This window comes from Streptomyces ipomoeae 91-03, assembly GCF_000317595.1.
In the GTDB taxonomy this organism is placed as follows: domain Bacteria; phylum Actinomycetota; class Actinomycetes; order Streptomycetales; family Streptomycetaceae; genus Streptomyces; species Streptomyces ipomoeae.
This window is the reverse complement of record NZ_AEJC01000596.1, coordinates 1-17,733: the sequence shown is the minus strand read 5'-3', so window position 1 is coordinate 17,733 and position 17,733 is coordinate 1. Positions and strand designations below refer to the sequence as shown.

The window sequence follows — 17,733 nt, the reverse complement described above, 5'->3', positions numbered from 1 at the left end:
TGCGCCGGGAAGTCTGGTCGGCAAGCGTTTCGTCCTGCCCACCGACCGGAGGTTCCCGCCGTGGCCGCGCCCCGCACCACCCCCACCCGCAAGTTTCTCGGGCGCCTGTCGCTGCCCGAACGGAACTTCGTGGCGGATGCGTTGCGCACCGAGACCGTCGGCGGTGTGCTGCTCCTGGTCTCGGCGATCGCCGCCCTGATCTGGGTGAACGTTCCGGCACTGCACCACAGCTACGAGACCGTGCGGGACTTCCACCTCGGGCCGGCCGCGCTCGGCCTCAACCTGTCGCTGGAGCACTGGGCCGCCGACGGGCTGCTCGCGATCTTCTTCTTCGTCGCCGGGATCGAACTCAAGCGCGAGATGGTGGCGGGTGACCTGCGGGATCCCAAGGCCGCGCTGCTCCCTGTGGTCGCCGCGCTCTGCGGTATGGCCGTACCGGCACTCATCTACACGCTCACCAACCTCAGCGGCGGCGGCTCGCTCGCCGGCTGGGCGGTACCCACGGCCACCGACATCGCGTTCGCGCTCGCCGTGCTGGCCGTCATCGGGACCGCGCTGCCCTCGGCGCTCCGCGCGTTCCTGCTCACCCTCGCCGTCGTCGACGACCTGTTCGCGATCCTGATCATCGCGGTGTTCTTCACCGACGACCTCGACTTCGCCGCGCTCGGCGGCGCCTTCGTCGGCCTCGCCGTCTTCTGGCTGCTGCTCAGGAAGGGCGTACGCGGGTGGTACGTGTACGTTCCGCTCGCGCTGGTCATCTGGGGGCTGATGTACAACAGCGGCATCCACGCCACCATCGCCGGGGTCGCGATGGGCCTGATGCTGCGCTGCACCCGGCGCGAAGGGGAGGAGCACTCCCCCGGCGAGCACATCGAGCACCTTGTGCGCCCCGTGTCGGCCGGTCTCGCCGTACCACTGTTCGCGCTGTTCAGCGCCGGTGTCGCCGTGTCGGGGAGCGCGCTCGGGAGCGTGTTCACGCAGCCGGAGACGCTCGGGGTGGTGCTCGGGCTCGTCGTCGGCAAGGCGGTCGGTATCTTCGGCGGGACCTGGCTGACCGCCCGCTTCACCCGGGCCTCCCTCTCCGAGGAGCTGACCTGGCCCGACGTCTTCGCGGTCGCCTCCCTCGCCGGGATCGGCTTCACCGTGTCGCTGCTCATCGGCGAACTGGCCTTCGAGGGCGACCGGGCGCTCACCGACGGCGTCAAGGCGGCAGTGCTCACGGGTTCGTTCATCGCGGCGGTCCTGGCGACCGTCCTGCTGAAGATACGCAACAGCAAGTACCAGGCCCTGTGGGCCACCGAGGAGCGCGACGACGACCTCGACGGCATCCCTGACATCTACGAACAGGACGACCCGGCGTACCACCTGCGCATGGCCGAGATCTACGAACGCAAGGCCGCAGAGCACCGAAGGCTTGCCGAAGTGGCGGGCAGGGCAGGCGACGGGGACGACGGTCCGGCATGATCTGACAGGACCGTACAAACGTGGGCGGTCCCCGGCGTCGTACGAAACCCACGAGCGCCCCGGGGATGTCACGGATATTCAGAAGACTTTCAGGGACAGTCGAAGACAGGGAGACCCCGATGAGCGCACCCGACGGCAGCCCGGTCGGTGCCGAACGCAGTGTCGGCCAGTTGTTCGCCTCGGCGACGGCCGAGATGTCCGCGTTGGTGCACGACGAGATCGCGCTGGCGAAGGCCCAGCTCAAGCAGGACGTCAAGCGCGGTGTGGTCGGCGGTGGGGCGTTCGCGGCGGCCGGCGCGGTACTGATCTTCTCCCTGCCGATGCTGAGCTTCGCCCTGGCGTACGGCATCCGCACCTGGAGCGACTGGAACCTGGCGATCTGCTTCCTGCTGTCCTTCGCGGCGAACATCGTGGTCGCCGTCGTCCTGGCGCTCATCGGTGTCGCCTTCTCGAAGAAGGCCAAGAAGGGCCAGGGCCCGCAGAAGGTCGCCGCCTCCATGAAGCAGACGGCCGGGGTCCTGCAGAACGCCAAGCCGCACCCCCGTCGGCCCGCCCGGACCGACGGTGCCGTCGACGCTGTGGCACGCTCGACCTCATGACGGACCCCGCCACCTCACCCGCTTCCGGTCAGCCCGCCTCGGTCGTACGACTCGACGTGCCCGGCGCGAAAGAGGTGATCCACCGGGACGTGGCCGCCAATGGCGCCCGCTTCCACATCGCCGAGCTGGGCGACGGGCCGCTGGTGCTGCTCCTGCATGGCTTCCCGCAGTTCTGGTGGACCTGGCGGCACCAGCTGGTCGCCCTCGCCGACGCGGGCTTCCGGGCCGTGGCCATGGACCTGCGCGGAGTCGGCGGCAGCGACCGTACGCCCCGGGGTTACGACCCGGCCAACCTCGCCCTCGACATCACGGGTGTCGTACGGTCCCTCGGCGAGCCCGACGCCGCGCTGGTCGGCCATGATCTGGGCGGCTATCTGGCGTGGACGGCGGCCGTGATGCGCCCCAAGCTCGTACGGCGGCTCGCGGTCTCCTCGATGCCGCACCCGAGGCGCTGGCGCTCGGCGATGCTGTCGGACGTCAGACAGACGGCCGCCGGGTCGTACATCTGGGGGTTCCAGCGGCCCTGGATCCCCGAGCGGCAGCTCACCGCCGACGACGGCGCCCTGGTGGGCCGGCTGATCCGGGACTGGTCGGGGCCCCGGCTGCCCGACGACGAGGCCGTGGAGGCGTATCAGCGGGCCATCTGCATCCCGTCGACGGCGCACTGCTCGATCGAGCCGTACCGGTGGATGGTGCGGTCCCTGGCCCGCCCGGACGGTTTCCAGTTCAACCGGCGCATGAAGCGCCCGGTGCGCGTCCCCACGCTCCATCTGCACGGTTCACTCGACCCGGTGATGCGCACACGCAGCGCGGCCGGGTCCGGGGAGTACGTCGAGGCGCCGTACCGCTGGCGCCTGTTCGACGGTCTCGGCCACTTCCCGCACGAGGAGGACCCGGTGGCGTTCTCCTCGGAACTCATCAACTGGCTGAAGGACCCCGAGCCCGACCGTTGACTTCGGCCAGGCCGCCCGCTATCCGGACATGAACATGTGTTCTACGAACACCACTTGCCCGGCGCATAGGCCAATTGGGGGGCGTGGAGGAGGTTATCGACCTTGGGGCGGGGGCACACGTCGGGGTATGGGCTGGACGCACGACTACAGTGACGTAGCACGCAACCGCCGCTCGGCCGCGGGCCTGAGCTCCCAGAGGGGCACCCCGCAGTTCCCGGGCACGGACACGGACCCCCGGCTGGGCATTCCGCGCATCCTGCGCCGCCGGGCCCGCTGGGTCTCGGCCCGGCTGCGCCACTCCCGTCCTTGAGACGAGTAGGGCGTCCTCGAGGCAGTAGAGCCTCCTTGCGGCCGTAAAGCCTCCTTGTGGGCGTAGAGGCTCTTTGAGGCCGTTGAGCTTCTTGAGGCCGCGGAGGCTCTTTGAGGCCGTAGCGATCAGAGTGCGCAGCTGTCGCTGTCCACCTGCTGGTTGGCCGTACGGCCCTCGGCGATGTCCTCCTGGACCTCGTCCGCGGTGAGGGCGTAACCCGTGTCCGGGTCGTCTAGGGACTTCGCGAAGACGACGCCGTACACCCTGCCGTCGGGCGTGAGCAGCGGGCCGCCGGAGTTGCCCTGGCGGACGGTCGCGTAGAGCGAGTAGACGTCACGGCGGACCGTGCCGCGGTGGTAGATGTCCGGGCCGTTGGCCTTGATCCGGCCGCGCACCCGCGCGGGGCGGACGTCGTACGCGCCGTTCTCCGGGAAGCCCGCCACGATCGCGTCGTCGCTGCTGACGGCGTCCTTGGTGGCGAACCGCAGCGCCGGTGCGTCGAGGCTCGGCACGTCCAGTACGGCGATGTCGCGCTCCCAGTCGTAGAGGACGACCTTGGCGTCGTACTTGCGGCCCTCGCCCCCTATCTGGACGGTGGGTTCGTCGACTCCGCCGACCACGTGCGCGTTGGTCATCACGCGACGCTCGTCGAAGACGAAGCCGGTGCCTTCGAGGACCTTGCCGCAGCCCTGGGCGGTGCCCATGACCTTGACGATGGAGTGCTTGGCGCGCTGGGCGACCGCGCTGTTCGCGAGCGCGGGGTCGGGGGGCTGGACGTCGGTGATCTGCTCGTTCGCGAACGGGCTGAAGACCTGCGGGAAGCCGTTCTGCGCGAGGACCGAGGAGAAGTCCGCGAACCAGGTGTCGGCCTGATGGGGCAACGCCTCGGAGACGCCCCTGAGCACCTGGGAGTTGCGGACCTCCTTGCCGAGCGTCGGCAGCGTCGTCCCCGCGAGCGCAGAACCGATCAGCCAGGCGACCAGGAGCATCGCCACCACGTTGACGAGGGCGCCGCCGGTGGCGTCCAGGGCGCGGGCGGGGGCCCAACTGATGTACCGGCGGAGTTTGTTGCCGAGGTGGGTGGTCAGGGCCTGGCCGACGGAGGCGCAGACGATCACGATGACGACCGCGACGACGGCGGCGGCCGTGCTCACCTCGGAGTTGTCGGTCATCCAGTCCCAGATGACGGGCAGCGTGTAGACCGCGACGAGGCCGCCGCCCAGGAAGCCGATCACCGACAGGATGCCGACGACGAAGCCCTGGCGGAAGCCGACGATCGCGAACCAGACGGCGGCGACCAGCAACAGGATGTCCAGCACGTTCACCGCTTCAAGCCTCGCCTCGTCACTTCGCGATCACTACAGGTCGGCCGGGGTTCCGGCCCGCCGCGCGGCGACGGCGGGACACCACACTCCCCCGAAGACGCAGCACGGCAGACACCCTGTCATGAGCGCCAGTCGAGCGGGACCTGCTTGGCCCGGTCCCACGGGCGTTCCCAGCCCGAGTAGTGCAGCAGGCGGTCGATCACTCCGGCCGTGAAACCCCACACGAGGGCTGATTCGACCAGGAATGCCGGACCTCGGTGGCCGCTGGGGTGAATGGTCGTCGCGCGATTGGCCGGATCCGTGAGATCCGCCACGGGAACGGTGAAGACGCGCGCCGTCTCGTTCGGGTCGACTACCCGGACCGGGGTCGGCTCGCGCCACCAGCCGAGCACGGGTGACACGACGAAGCCGCTGACCGGGATGTACAGCTTGGGCAGTACGCCGAAGAGCTGGACGCCGGCCGGGTCGAGGCCGGTCTCCTCCTCGGCCTCGCGCAGGGCGGCCCGCAGCGGTCCGTCGGTGGCCGGGTCGCCGTCCTCCGGGTCCAGGGCGCCGCCCGGGAACGACGGCTGCCCCGCGTGCGATCTGAGCGAGCCGGCCCGCTCCATGAGCAGCAGCTCCGGTCCTCGCTCGCCCTCGCCGAACAGGATCAGCACCGCCGACTGCCGCCCCGATCCGTTCTCCGGCGGCAGAAACCGGCTCAACTGCAACGGCTGCACCGTCTCGGCGGCGCGCACAACGGGGTCGAGCCAGGCGGGGAGACCGGTCTTGTCAAGGCTCAAATGGCCTTCCTGGTCGATGTGTGTGCCGCTGTCCGTTCGGCTTGCGCGTGTCATGGCCACCCCCGTCGTTCTTTCCGTCCCAACGGGCGGAGTTCGGCTGATCGTTCCGCTCGCGCCGCGAGTCCCTCGTGTGGGTGGCGCGCGAGTTGATGCGCCGCGCGCGGGTTGCTCGGGGAGGGGTGGAGGCGGCGCGCGGCGAGGTTCGCGCCTGGAAGGGGCGCGAAAAGGGTCACGCCGGGATGCGGCGAGCGCGCGGCGGGGTGGGAAGCGCGCGCGGTAGGGCTCGCGCCGGGCAGGGACGAGCGCGCGGCGGGATGGTGAGGGCGGCGGGCGGCAAGGCTCGCGCCGGGGAGAGGCGTGCGCGTGGCAGGGCTCGGACCGGTTCGTTCCGCGTGGGCTTCGGTTCGCTTCGTGGGGGCCGTCATCCGGCGGCTCCCAGCGGCGGGGCCGGGATGCCGCCCGCGTCCAGGTACGACTGCGGGGGTTTGAGGCGTTGGCCGGGGAGGCCGCCCTTCTCGTACTTCAGCAGCTTCGTGGCCTTCTCCGGGTCGGTCTCCCCCTCGCCGAAGGCCGGGCACAGCGGGGCGATGGGGCAGGCGCCGCAGGCCGGTTTGCGGGCATGGCAGATACGGCGGCCGTGGAAGATCACGTGGTGCGACAGCATCGTCCAGTCGCTCTTCGGAAAGAGCGCGCCGATGGCCGCCTCGATCTTGTCCGGCTCGGTCTCGTCGGTCCACCGCCAGCGCCGTACGAGCCGCTGGAAGTGCGTGTCCACAGTGATTCCCGGCCGGCCGAACGCGTTGCCGAGCACCACGAAGGCGGTTTTGCGGCCGACGCCGGGGAGCTTGACGAGGTCTTCGAGGCGGCCGGGAACCTCCCCCCGGTGGTTCTCCACCAGGGCCTTCGACAGCCCTATGACCGATTTGGTCTTGGCTCGGAAGAACCCGCACGGCCTCAGGATCTCCTCGACCTCCTCCGGGTTGGCCGCGGCCAGGTCCTCGGGGGTGGGGTACTTCGCGAAGAGCGCCGGGGTCGTCTGGTTGACCCGCAGGTCGGTCGTCTGGGCGGACAGGACCGTGGCGACGATCAGCTGGAAGGGGTTCTCGAAGTCCAATTCCGGGTGGGCGTACGGGTACACCTCGGCGAGCTCGCGGTTGATACGGCGGGCGCGGCGGACCAGGGCGGTGCGGGACTCGGGATTGGGGGGCTTCCGGGCGGTCGTCCTGGCCGGGGCGTCGAGGGGCGTGGTGGGCTGCTTGGGGGCGGCTGCGACCGCGGCCTTCTTGGGGGCGACCGCCCTCTTCCGCGTGGCCTTCTTCGCGGGCGCGGGCGTCACCGGCTTCATCGCGGGCGCGGGCGTCACCGGCGCCGCTGTCTCGGGTGTGGCCTCCGCCTCCGCTGCCGTCTGCGTCTTCCGCGCCGCGGTCTTCTTCGCCGCCGATGAATCTGACACCTTCGTCGCCTTTGCCGTTTTCTTCGCTCCCGTGGGGCCCTGTTCGCCCACAGCGGAATCGCGACGTACAACCACCCGCCCAGCCCCCTTGGCCTGTGCTCTCAGCGGCGATTTGGACACCCGGCCAGCCTAAAGCCCGGCACTGACATCCGCCCCGGGCACAGAAGATCGGCCCTCAATTGGACCCCTGACGCTTACCTCAGGACATGTGTGCGGCATCCTTGTGACAGATCACACTGTTTGGACCGTCCGGCAAGATGGGGAACACGGTCCCCTGGTACTACAGGGGGCAAGATCCCCTGAGCAGGTCGACAAGGGAGAGAACTCGTGGACGACGTTCTGCGGCGCGCCCCGCTCTTCGCGGCGCTCGATGACGAGCAGGCCGCGGAGCTCCGCGCCTCCATGAGTGAGGTGACCCTCGCCCGCGGTGACGCTCTCTTCCATGAGGGCGACCCCGGCGACCGCCTCTACGTGGTCACCGAAGGCAAGGTCAAGCTGCACCGTGCGTCACCCGACGGCCGCGAGAACATGCTGGCCGTGCTCGGCCCCGGTGAGCTGATCGGCGAGCTGTCGCTGTTCGACCCGGGTCCGCGGACGGCGACGGCCACCGCGCTGACCGAGGTCAAGCTGCTCGGTCTCGGGCACGGGGACCTCCAGCCGTGGCTGAACGCGCGGCCCGAGGTGGCCGCGGCGCTGCTGCGGGCCGTGGCTCGGCGGCTGCGCAAGACCAACGACCAGATGTCCGACCTCGTCTTCTCGGACGTTCCCGGCCGTGTCGCCCGTGCGCTGCTGGACCTCTCCCGGCGCTTCGGTGTGCAGTCGGAGGAGGGCATCCATGTGGTGCACGACCTCACGCAGGAGGAACTGGCGCAGCTGGTCGGGGCTTCGCGGGAGACCGTCAACAAGGCGCTGGCCGACTTCGCGCAGCGGGGGTGGCTGCGGTTGGAGGCCCGTGCGGTGATTCTTCTGGACGTGGAGCGGCTGGCGAAGCGGTCGCGCTGACGTCGGGTCGGTTCGTACGGCGGTTTGGTACGCCGCTGGGGTCCGTCTCGTTCTGGGGCGGGCCCCGACGTTTTTCGCCCCCGCCGCCCCTACCCGTCCCCCTCCCCAGGGGCTGCGCCCCTTCGACCCCGGCCGGCTTCTGGGTGTCTGCGGGTTTGTTGTGGCTGGTCGCGCAGTTCCCCGCGCCCCTGAAAGCCTGCGGTTGCCCGCGGCCCTGAAAGACTCGGTCCTGCGGGCAGACAAAAAGAGGGCACAGCCCTTGCGTGCCCTGTAGTGATCGGAAATGGGCTGCTCGGGGGCGCGTGGCGGGGCACAGTGGTCGCATGGGCGGAACTGGGTCCCGGAGAGGGCTGGACAGTCGGGGGTTCATCGAGCGGGAGGGGTCGCTCGGGAGGGTGCCGGCGGCGTTTCGGGCGGTCGTCGCGGCCGCTCGGGATCAGGTGCTGCATCTCTTCGGGGCTCGGCTGCACAGCGCGTATCTCTATGGGTCGATTCCCCGAGGGACGGCGCGGCCGGGGCGGAGCGATCTCGATCTGCTGGTGGTGTTGCGCGAGGAGCCCACGGAAGCGGATCGGGCGGAGGTCCGGGCGTTGGACGAGGCGCTCGACAAGGAGTTTCCGCAGATCGACGGGGCGGGGACCTTGCTGGTCAGCCGGGGGCAGGTGCTCAGTGAGGCGGAGCGGTACGACCTCGGGTGGTTCCTGGCCTGCCTGTGTACGCCGCTGCTGGGCGAGGATCTGGCCGAGGACCTGCCCCGCTATCGGCCGGACTCGCTCCTCGCGCGCGAGACGAACGGTGATCTCGCGCTGCATCTGCCGCGCTGGCGCGAGCGGATCGATGAGGCCGCTTCGGACGACGTCCGGCGCTCCCTCGTGCGCGGCTGCTCCCGGCGCCTCGTCCGCACCGGCTTCACCCTCGTCATGCCCCGCTGGAACGGCTGGACCAGCGATCTGCATGAGATGGCGGAGGTGTTCGGCCGGTACTACCCCGAGCGGGCCGCCCAGATGCGGGCCGCGGCGGTCGCGGCGTACGAACCACGTGCCCGGCCACAAGCCGAAACGGGTGCCGATCCGGGCAGCCACGCCGCCCTCCTCCGGTCGTACGTGGACGATCTCGGGCCCTGGCTGGCCGAGGAGTACGCGCGCGTGCACGGCGTCAAGGCTCCGCGTCCCGGAGACCGCTGAGCCTGCCCAGGTCACTCGGTCTCAGATCAGGCCGTGTTCCGTCAGGTACTCCATTTGGGCCCGGACAGACAGTTCCGCCGCCGGCCACAGTGAGCGGTCGACGTCGGCGTACACGTGGGCGACGACCTCGGCGGGGGTCCGGTGGCCGTTCTCGACCGCCGTCTCGACCTGGGCGAGGCGGTGGGCTCGGTGGGCGAGATAGAACTCGACGGCGCCCTGGGCGTCGTCGAGGACGGGGCCGTGGCCGGGGAGGACGGTGTGGACGCCGTCGTCGACCGTGAGGGACCTGAGGCGCCTGAGGGAGTCGAGATAGTCCCCCAGACGGCCGTCGGGGTGGGCCACGACCGTTGTTCCGCGGCCCAGGACGGTGTCCCCCGTCAGGACGGCGCGATCGGCCGGGAGATGGAAGCACAGCGAGTCGGCGGTGTGGCCGGGTGTGGGGACGACGCGGAGTTCCAGGCCGCCGACCGAGATGACGTCACCCGCGCCCAGCCCCTCGTCACCGAGTCGCAGCGCCGGGTCCAGGGCCCGCACCTTCGTGCTCGTCAGCTCGGCGAACCGCGCGGCACCCTCCGCGTGGTCCGGGTGCCCGTGCGTGAGCAGGGTGAGCGCGATCCGTTTGCCGGCCTCCTCCGCCGTATCGACGACGTTGCGGAGATGAGCCTCGTCCAGCGGCCCCGGGTCGATCACGACCGCCAGCTCGGAGTCCGGCTCGGACACGATCCAGGTGTTGGTGCCGTCCAGGGTCATCACCGACGCGTTCGGTGCGAGGACGTTGACCGCGCGGGCGGTGGCCGCGCCCGACAGGACACCGCCTCTGGGCTGGCCGGGGAGGGCCGCTGCTTCGGTCATTCAGCGCCTCCGCCCGCCGCTATGCGCTTGGTGAACTCGTCGTGGCCCGGCCAGGAGAGGATCACTTCACCGTTCTCCAGCCGTGCCTGGGCGAGAACGGGGGTCAGATCGCGGCCGGGTGCGGCGGCGAGCGCCTCGGCGGCCGTGTCGTACGCAGAGAGCTGGCGCAGGGTCGCGATCGTGGGCGGCATCATCAGCAGCTCGCCCTTGTCGTAGCCGTCGGCCGCGTCCCCGGGGCGGATCCACACCGTGCGGTCCGCCTCCGTGGAGGCGTTGCGGGTGCGCTGACCCTGCGGGAGAGCGGCCACGAAGAACCAGGTGTCGTAGCGGCGGGACTCGAACTCGGGCGTGATCCAGCGCGCCCAGGCGCCGAGCAGGTCGGACCGCAGGACCAGGCCCCTGCGCTCCAGGAACTCCGCGAAGGACAGGTCCCGCGCGGCCACCGCCGCACGATCGGTCTCCCAGTCGTCGCCCGTGGTGTCGCCGACCACCGTGTCGGGCGTGGGGCCGGCCAGCAGGACGCCCGCCTCCTCGTACGTCTCGCGTACGGCCGCGCAAACGATTGCCTGGGCATCGTTCTCGTCGACGCCGAGCCTGGACGCCCACCACGCGCGCGTGGGGCCCGCCCAGCGGATCTGGTGGTCGTCGTCGCGCGGGTCCACGCCGCCGCCCGGATACGCGTACGCGCCTCCGGCGAAGGCCATGGAGGCGCGTCTGCGCAGCATGTGTACGACCGGGGTGTCGGCCGTGTCCTTGAGCAGCATGACCGTGGCGGCCCGTCTGGGGGTCACCGGGGTCAGTGTGCCGGCCGCGAGTTCGCGAATGCGGGTCGGCCACTCGGGTGGGTACCACTGCCCGTTTGCCATGGGCGGAGGCTAACCCGTTCTTGGCGGATGTTCGAGTGAGCCTCCGTGATCATGGCAATCGGCGTGCGGGCGGGGCGGGGGCGCTCACCGGCGCGTGCAGGGTGCCACTGCGCCCACCCGTGCCGCCCACCGTCACGCCTCCGACAGCTCCACCTGGATCTCCACCTCGACCGGTGCGTCCAGCGGCAGTACCGCCACGCCCACCGCGCTCCGCGCGTGTACGCCCTTGTCGCCGAAGACGGCGCCCAGGAGCTCGCTCGCACCGTTCAGCACGGCCGGCTGGCCGGTGAAGTCGGAGGCCGAGGCGACGAAGCCGACGACCTTCACCACGCGCGCGACGCGGTCGAGGTCGCCCGCCACCGACTTGACCGCGGCGAGGGCGTTCAGCGCGCAGATACGGGCGAGGTCCTTGGCCTCCTCGGGCGTGACCTCGGCGCCGACCTTGCCGGTGACGGGCAGCTTGCCGTCCACCATGGGGAGCTGGCCGGCGGTGTGGACGTAGACCCCGGACTGGACGGCCGGCTGGTACGCGGCGAGCGGCGGGACCACCTCGGGCAGGGTCAACCCGAGTTCTGCGAGCTTGGCCTCGACGGCGCTCACGCGGACTTCTCGCGCTTCATGTAGGCCACCAGCTGCTCGGGGTTGTTCGGCCCGGGCACGACCTGGACGAGCTCCCAGCCGTCCTCGCCCCAGGTGTCCAGAATCTGCTTCGTGGCGTGGACGAGCAGCGGCACGGTTGCGTATTCCCACTTGGTCATGTGGCCGACTTTATCCGCTGTCCGGCCGCCGTCCGGCACGGGTTCGGCCGCTTCCCCGGACGGACCCGGGGCGGACGCCGTACCGGCCCCGAGCAGGTCGACAGGCGGTAAACGAAGCCCTACAGGTCATGGCCACGGGAACGGCTTGGGCCACGTTATCCACAGCCTCCCGCGTATGCCGCGCGCGGACTGGTTAGGCTCGAATACGTGAGCAGGCTCCAGGTCGTCAGTGGCAAGGGCGGGACCGGAAAGACCACGGTCGCCGCCGCACTCGCTCTCGCTCTCGCGACCGAGGGGAAGCGCACCCTCCTGGTCGAGGTCGAGGGCCGACAGGGCATCGCACAACTCTTCGAGACGGAGGCGTTGCCGTATGGAGAGCGGAAGATCGCGGTGGCCCCCGGGGGCGGGGAGGTGTACGCGCTCGCCATCGACCCCGAACTGGCCCTGTTGGACTACCTCCAGATGTTCTACAAGCTCGGTGGTGCGGGCCGGGCCCTGAAGAAGCTCGGCGCGATCGACTTCGCGACCACCATCGCGCCGGGGCTGCGGGACGTGCTGCTGACCGGCAAGGCGTGCGAGGCGGTGCGCCGCAAGGAGAAGAGCGGACGGTTCACGTACGACTACGTGGTGATGGACGCGCCGCCCACCGGTCGCATCACCCGCTTCCTGAACGTCAACGACGAGGTGGCGGGGCTCGCGAAGATCGGCCCGATACACAATCAGGCACAGGCCGTGATGCGGGTCCTGAAGTCCCCCGAGACGGCCGTGCACCTGGTGACGCTCCTTGAGGAGATGCCCGTCCAGGAGACGGCCGACGGCATCGCCGAACTGCGAGCCGCGAAGCTCCCGGTGGGGCGGATCATCGTCAACATGGTGCGGCCGGAGGTGCTGGACGCGGACGAGCTGGAGCTCGCGCGCACGGTGCCGCGTACGGCCCTCGCCCGCTCACTGTCCACGGCCGGCCTCGGCGGCGCGCGGCGTGGCGGCACCGCCGAGCGCCTGGTGGGGCCGCTGCTCGCGCAGGCCGAGGAGTACGCCGAGCGGTACGCCCTGGAGCACGAACAGCGCGGCGTCCTGGGCGAACTGGGCCTGCCGCTGCACGAACTGCCGCTGCTCGCCGAGGGCATGGACCTGGCGGGCCTGTACGAACTGGCCACGGAACTGCGTCAGCAAGGGATCTCATGACTTCGGACCCGGCCGCCGCCCCGCACGACTCGGCCCACGCGCGCGACATCACCCGTACCCCCGACCCATCGGCCCATCCCCACGACGCACACCACACGCATGACGCACACCGTGCGATCAGCGCCCCCCGACTTCTCGCGGTCGATCCCCTGCTGGACGACCCGCAGACCCGCATCGTGGTGTGCTGCGGCGCCGGCGGTGTCGGCAAGACGACCACGGCGGCGGCTCTCGGCCTGCGTGCCGCGGAGCGCGGCCGGAAGGTGGTCGTGCTGACCATCGACCCGGCGCGGCGGCTGGCCCAGTCCATGGGGATCGACTCGCTGGACAACACCCCGCGGCGGGTGAAGGGCATCGACGGGCACGGCGAACTGCACGCCATGATGCTCGACATGAAGCGCACGTTCGACGAGATCGTCGAGGCGCACGCGGACCCCGACCGGGCGGCAGCGATCCTGAGCAACCCCTTCTACCAGTCGCTCTCGGCGGGCTTCGCGGGCACGCAGGAGTACATGGCGATGGAGAAGCTGGGCCAGCTGCGGGCCCGGGACGAGTGGGACCTGATCGTCGTCGACACCCCGCCGTCCCGCTCGGCGCTGGACTTCCTGGACGCCCCGAAGCGGCTCGGCTCGTTCCTGGACGGCAAGCTGATCCGCGTACTGCTGGCGCCCGCGAAGGTCGGCGGGCGGGCCGGGATGAAGTTCCTGAACGTCGGCATGTCGATGATGACGGGCGTCCTGGGCAAGCTGCTCGGTGGCCAACTGCTGAAGGACGTACAGACGTTTGTGGCCGCCATGGACTCCATGTTCGGCGGGTTCCGTACGCGCGCGGACGCGACGTACCAGCTGCTCCAGGCGCCCGGTACGGCGTTCCTGGTGGTGGCGGCGCCGGAGCGGGACGCGTTGCGGGAGGCCGCGTACTTCGTGGAGCGGCTGGCGGCCGAGGACATGCCGCTGGCCGGGCTGGTGCTCAACCGGGTGCACGGCAGCGGCGCGGCCCAGCTGTCCGCCGAGCGCGCGCTCGCCGCCGCGGAAAATCTTGACGAGCCCCGCATTGTGGATCAGATGGACGGGAAAGCAGTTCGTAACTCTCCCGAAACGCACGGCAGTTCAGAATCTCCCGCCACCACCGAGGCCGAAGCCGGCTCCACCGGTGCCCAGGGCGACTCCCCCGCCCAGGACCCGACCGTCGAACAGCTGACCGCAGGCCTGCTTCGGCTGCATGCCGACCGGATGCGGCTGCTCTCGCGCGAGCAGCGCACACGTGACCGCTTCACCGCGCTTCATCCCGAGGTGGCCGTGGCCGAAGTGGCCGCGCTGCCCGGCGATGTCCATGACCTGAGCGGTCTGCGGGACATCGGGGACCGGCTCGCGACCATACGGCCGGAGCTGCCCACCTCCGCGGACTGACGACCCCGCGGACCGACGACGGGCGATGGCGACGGGTGATCGCCGAGTGGCGGAAGGCCGACCGGCCGTACGCCGGAGGGCCGCTGACCGGCCGTACGCCGGGAGGCTGTTGACCGACCGCACGACTGATCACCGACTGCCCGACGCGTCCCGACCGCACGGCTGACCACCGAGTGGTCACTGACCGCACGACCCAACACTGCCTGGTCACTGACCGCACGACCGCTTAGCGACCGGTCACTGACCGCACGACTGATCAGTGGCCCGACGGCCGATACGGACCCCGGGGCACCCGAGAGTCGGCACACCTGCCCGACGCGCCGACACCTCAAGGGGCGCCCTCGACTTCTGCGACCCGGCAACGGACGGACGTGACCCGCAGGGGCCGTGCCGTCAGCTCACCGCCGCGTAGTTGTCGTACATCTCGTCATCGTCGAGCGGCAGAATGCCCGCGCCACGCTCGTACTCCGTGCGCGCGGTCTCCAGCAGCCTGCGCCACGACGTGACGGTCGGACGCCTGCGCAGCAGTGCGCGGCGCTCACGCTCCGTCATTCCTCCCCACACGCCGAACTCGACGCGGTTGTCCAACGCGTCCGCCAGGCACTCCGTGCGTACCGGGCATCCGGTGCACACTGCCTTGGCCCTGTTCTGCGCTGCTCCTTGAACGAACAGTTCATCCGGATCGGTAGTGCGGCAGGCAGCCTGCGCACTCCAGTCGGTTACCCAGCCCATACCGGCGCCGTCCTCTCCCGAATCGAGGCTCCCCCACGGCGGCAGCGGCATATTCACCGCCGCCAGTTGGGACGTTACGGAAGGCAGGCACAGCGCAACACCCCCTTCGGGCCCAATCTTGAATGGCCCGAACGGACTATGCGTAAGCGGCAGATCACCTGCGGGAGTGACCCAAGGGCATACGTGACTTTCCCGACAGAACGGGACAGTTGACATGCACCACAACGGACACCGAATTACACACAAGGTGGATTCGGACACGACCCCCGAAAAAAATCGGAAGAACGCCGCAACAATTCGGGCTCCGCGGACGTACTTGATACAAGGGCCTATGCCTGTGACAGCTGAGAGCAGCTTAGGCCAACGCCTGTACGCGTGTCCGGGAAATGAGAACGTCGACCCCTTCACATTGCCGCGCCCGCGTGCCTTCGGCTGCCCGGTGCGCCAACGGATGTCCGTATGTCACGATCCGGCACCCGTGTCCCTTCCGAAGCAGCCGCTCCTTCGGAACTGTCATACCGACGGATTAGGCTGCCCTCATGCCAAACAAGCGCTCGGGCGGTGGTCTGTCCCCCACGCAGCAGGCCGCCAAGTTCCTCGGTGTCAGTGTGCTCGCGGGGGCCGTCATGGCGGGTATCGCGCTGCCCGCGGTGGGTGCCCTGGGACTGGCCGCCAAGGGTTCCGTCGAGGGATTCGACGAGCTTCCGGCCAACCTCAAGCAGCCTCCGCTGAGCCAGCGCACCACGATCCTGGACAGCAAGGGCGACCAGATCGCCACTGTCTACTCACGCGACCGTACGGTGGTCGATCTCAAGGAGATCTCGCCGTACATGCAGAAGGCGATCATCGCCATCGAGGACGCGCGCTTCTACCAGCACGGCGCCGTCGACCTGAAGGGCGTCCTGCGCGCACTCAACCGTAACGCGCAGGAGGGTGGCGTCGCGCAGGGCGCGTCCACCCTGACGCAGCAGCTCGTGAAGAACGTCGCGGTGGAGGAGGCCGGTGACGACCCGACAAAGGTCGCCCAGGCCACCCAGCAGACCCTCGGCCGCAAGATCCAGGAGCTGAGGCGCGCGATCCAGCTGGAACAGGAGCTCGGCAAGAAGAAGATCCTTGAGAACTACCTGAACATCACGTTCTTCGGCCAGCAGGCCTACGGCGTCGAGGCCGCCTCCCGCCGCTACTTCTCCAAGTCCGCCAAGGACCTGGACCTGGAGGAGGCCGCGCTGCTCGCCGGCATCGTGCAGTCGCCGAGCCGCTACGACCCGGTGAACGACCCGGAGGAGGCCACGAAGCGGCGCGATGTCGTGCTGCAGCGCATGGCCGAGGTGGGCGACATCTCGCAGACGGAGGCCGACAAGGCCAAGAAGAAGCCGCTGGGCCTGGACGTCAGCAAGCCCAAGAACGGCTGCATCACGGCCGTCAAGGGCGCCGGTTTCTTCTGCGACTACGTCCGCGAGGTGTTCCTGAACGACCCGGTCTTCGGCAAGACCAAGGAGGATCGGGCCAAGATCTGGAACCAGGGCGGCCTGACGATCCAGACGACGATGGACCCGAAGGCCCAGAAGTCGGTCCAGGCCTCCATCAAGGACCACGTCAACCAGTCGGACGAGGTGGCCACGGCCGCCACCATCGTGGAGCCCGGCACCGGCAAGATCCTCGCGATGGGCCAGTCCCGGCCGTACGGCATGGACGTCAAGAAGAACGAGACGACGATAAACCTGTCCGTCGACAAGAGCATGGGCGGCGGCGCCGGCTACCAGCCCGGTTCGACGTTCAAGCCGATCGTCGCCGCCGCCGCCATCGAGGGCGGCATGCCCGCGACCAAGTCGTACTCCGCGCCGTACAAGATGGAGTACCCGAGCCCGATCTCCGTCTGCGGCGGCAAGAACTGGGTGAACACCGACGGTACGACGCTCACCAACGAGAACGAGACCGAGGTCGGCCCGTACTCGATGAAGCGGGCGACCGCGCTGTCGGTCAACACCTACTTCGTCCAGATGATCGCGGACATCGGTATCTGCCCGGTGACGGAGATGGCCGGGAAGATGGGCGTCGAGCGGGCCGACGGCGCGAAGATGGGCCAGAACCCGTCGATCGCGCTGGGCACCCAGGAGATGTCCCCGCTGACCATGGCCAACGCGTACGCGACCTTCGCCTCGCGCGGCATGTACTGCACGCCGGTCGCCATCGAGTCCATCACCCAGCGGGTCGGCGAGAAGTCGAAGTCGCTGAAGGTCCCGAAGTCGACGTGCTCGCGCGCGATGTCCGAGAACACCGCCGACACCATAAACACCCTGCTCAGGGGCGTGGTCGAGGACGGTACAGGTACGGAGGCGGGCCTCGACAGCCGTCCCAGCGCCGGTAAGACCGGTACGACGGACTTCCGTTACGCGGCCTGGTTCGTGGGCTACACACCGAACATGGCCGGTGCCGTCTGGGTGGGCGACCCCGCGCACGAGCGCCGCATGGTGAACATCACCATCGGCGGCGTCACCTGGGACAAGGTCTTCGGCGGCAAGGTCCCGGGCCCGATCTGGCGCGACATGATGTCCGGCGCGCTGGAGGGCAAGCCCGCCCCCGACTTCACCCTCGTCAACATCCCCGACGAGCGTCCGGACGAGGGTCGCGGCGACGACAACGACAACGACGGCGACAACGGCCGCGGGAACGGCAACGGCGACGACAACGGCTTCATCGGCGGCACCGATGGCGGTACGTTCCCGACCCCCGAGTTCACGCTCCCCGAGGGCTTCATCGAGGGCCAGGGGAACGGAGGCAATGGGAACGGGAACGGTGGGCGCTTCGGCTGACAGCCGCGGGGCCGGCTCTTGGAACCCGTTGAGCCTGTGAGTGCCTAAC

General features: G+C 69.8%; 17 protein-coding genes. 9 read left to right on the top strand and 8 right to left on the bottom strand.

The genetic code is table 11. The features are described 5' to 3' along the window. Positions 1 to 60 precede the first annotated feature (60 nt). From nhaA to STRIP9103_RS52375, 4 genes are all read left to right on the top strand, one after another. Complete coding sequence (nhaA, locus tag STRIP9103_RS38315; RefSeq protein ID WP_009336134.1) at positions 61 to 1,464, top strand: Na+/H+ antiporter NhaA; 1,404 nt, start codon at positions 61 to 63, stop codon at positions 1,462 to 1,464. Between the two features lie 119 nt (positions 1,465 to 1,583). Continuing rightward, positions 1,584 to 2,063: a phage holin family protein gene (locus STRIP9103_RS38310; RefSeq protein WP_009336152.1), complete on the top strand. Its 480-nt coding sequence runs from the start codon at positions 1,584 to 1,586 to the stop codon at positions 2,061 to 2,063. Continuing rightward, a complete protein-coding gene (locus STRIP9103_RS38305; protein ID WP_009336141.1) occupies positions 2,060 to 3,016 on the top strand; it encodes an alpha/beta fold hydrolase in 957 nt (318 codons plus the stop codon). Before STRIP9103_RS38310 ends, STRIP9103_RS38305 begins: the two co-directional genes overlap by 4 nt. A gap of 127 nt (positions 3,017 to 3,143) precedes the next feature. Continuing rightward, positions 3,144 to 3,326 carry a hypothetical protein gene (locus STRIP9103_RS52375; RefSeq protein WP_009336169.1) on the top strand — a complete coding sequence of 61 codons (183 nt, stop codon included), beginning with the start codon at positions 3,144 to 3,146 and terminating at the stop codon, positions 3,324 to 3,326. Positions 3,327 to 3,451: 125 nt separating this feature from the next. Here STRIP9103_RS52375 and STRIP9103_RS38295 read toward each other — a convergent pair whose 3' ends face one another. The 3 genes from STRIP9103_RS38295 to nth all read right to left on the bottom strand — a co-directional run bounded on the left by STRIP9103_RS38295 (position 3,452) and on the right by nth (position 6,961). Further along, positions 3,452 to 4,651 carry a MarP family serine protease gene (locus STRIP9103_RS38295; protein WP_009336175.1) on the bottom strand — a complete coding sequence of 400 codons (1,200 nt, stop codon included), beginning with the start codon at positions 4,649 to 4,651 and terminating at the stop codon, positions 3,452 to 3,454. 119 nt (positions 4,652 to 4,770) lie between these two features. After that, positions 4,771 to 5,487, bottom strand: a complete 717-nt coding sequence (locus STRIP9103_RS38290; RefSeq protein ID WP_063747358.1) for an NUDIX hydrolase — start codon at positions 5,485 to 5,487, stop codon at positions 4,771 to 4,773. 367 nt (positions 5,488 to 5,854) lie between these two features. Beyond that, positions 5,855 to 6,961, bottom strand: coding sequence for an endonuclease III (nth, locus tag STRIP9103_RS38285; RefSeq protein ID WP_009336136.1), 1,107 nt, complete (start codon positions 6,959 to 6,961; stop codon positions 5,855 to 5,857). A gap of 252 nt (positions 6,962 to 7,213) precedes the next feature. Here nth and STRIP9103_RS38280 point away from each other — a divergent pair, with 252 nt between their 5' ends. Beyond that, the gene (locus STRIP9103_RS38280) at positions 7,214 to 7,888 is read left to right on the top strand and encodes a Crp/Fnr family transcriptional regulator (RefSeq protein ID WP_005476003.1); all 675 of its coding nucleotides are present in this window, start codon (positions 7,214 to 7,216) and stop codon (positions 7,886 to 7,888) included. Between the two features lie 323 nt (positions 7,889 to 8,211). Next, on the top strand, positions 8,212 to 9,072 hold the full coding sequence (locus STRIP9103_RS38275) for a nucleotidyltransferase domain-containing protein (RefSeq protein WP_078614190.1): 861 nt from the start codon (positions 8,212 to 8,214) through the stop codon (positions 9,070 to 9,072). Positions 9,073 to 9,093: 21 nt separating this feature from the next. On the opposite strand, the gene STRIP9103_RS38270 is transcribed toward STRIP9103_RS38275, so the two are convergent. The 4 genes from STRIP9103_RS38270 to STRIP9103_RS48655 form a co-directional block, all read right to left on the bottom strand. Next, the gene (locus STRIP9103_RS38270; RefSeq protein WP_009336162.1) at positions 9,094 to 9,924 is read right to left on the bottom strand and encodes an MBL fold metallo-hydrolase; all 831 of its coding nucleotides are present in this window, start codon (positions 9,922 to 9,924) and stop codon (positions 9,094 to 9,096) included. Next, the gene (locus STRIP9103_RS38265; protein ID WP_048821720.1) at positions 9,921 to 10,790 is read right to left on the bottom strand and encodes an NUDIX hydrolase; all 870 of its coding nucleotides are present in this window, start codon (positions 10,788 to 10,790) and stop codon (positions 9,921 to 9,923) included. Before STRIP9103_RS38265 ends, STRIP9103_RS38270 begins: the two co-directional genes overlap by 4 nt. Before the next feature lie 132 nt (positions 10,791 to 10,922). Then, on the bottom strand, positions 10,923 to 11,390 hold the full coding sequence (locus tag STRIP9103_RS38260; RefSeq protein ID WP_009336158.1) for a RidA family protein: 468 nt from the start codon (positions 11,388 to 11,390) through the stop codon (positions 10,923 to 10,925). Continuing rightward, positions 11,387 to 11,548, bottom strand: coding sequence for a DUF4177 domain-containing protein (locus STRIP9103_RS48655; RefSeq protein WP_086019374.1), 162 nt, complete (start codon positions 11,546 to 11,548; stop codon positions 11,387 to 11,389). Before STRIP9103_RS48655 ends, STRIP9103_RS38260 begins: the two co-directional genes overlap by 4 nt. A gap of 207 nt (positions 11,549 to 11,755) precedes the next feature. On the opposite strand from STRIP9103_RS48655, the gene STRIP9103_RS38255 reads away from it, so the two are divergent. Further along, on the top strand, positions 11,756 to 12,733 hold the full coding sequence (locus tag STRIP9103_RS38255; RefSeq protein ID WP_009336150.1) for an ArsA-related P-loop ATPase: 978 nt from the start codon (positions 11,756 to 11,758) through the stop codon (positions 12,731 to 12,733). Then, positions 12,730 to 14,139, top strand: a complete 1,410-nt coding sequence (locus tag STRIP9103_RS38250) for an ArsA family ATPase (protein WP_009336177.1) — start codon at positions 12,730 to 12,732, stop codon at positions 14,137 to 14,139. The genes STRIP9103_RS38255 and STRIP9103_RS38250 overlap by 4 nt, the downstream gene beginning before the upstream one ends. A gap of 393 nt (positions 14,140 to 14,532) precedes the next feature. Here STRIP9103_RS38250 and wblA read toward each other — a convergent pair whose 3' ends face one another. After that, positions 14,533 to 14,871, bottom strand: coding sequence for a transcriptional regulator WblA (wblA, locus tag STRIP9103_RS38245; RefSeq protein WP_009336174.1), 339 nt, complete (start codon positions 14,869 to 14,871; stop codon positions 14,533 to 14,535). 539 nt (positions 14,872 to 15,410) lie between these two features. Here wblA and STRIP9103_RS38240 point away from each other — a divergent pair. Further along, positions 15,411 to 17,684 carry a transglycosylase domain-containing protein gene (locus STRIP9103_RS38240; RefSeq protein ID WP_009336167.1) on the top strand — a complete coding sequence of 758 codons (2,274 nt, stop codon included), beginning with the start codon at positions 15,411 to 15,413 and terminating at the stop codon, positions 17,682 to 17,684. The last annotated feature ends 49 nt before the right edge of the window (positions 17,685 to 17,733 follow it).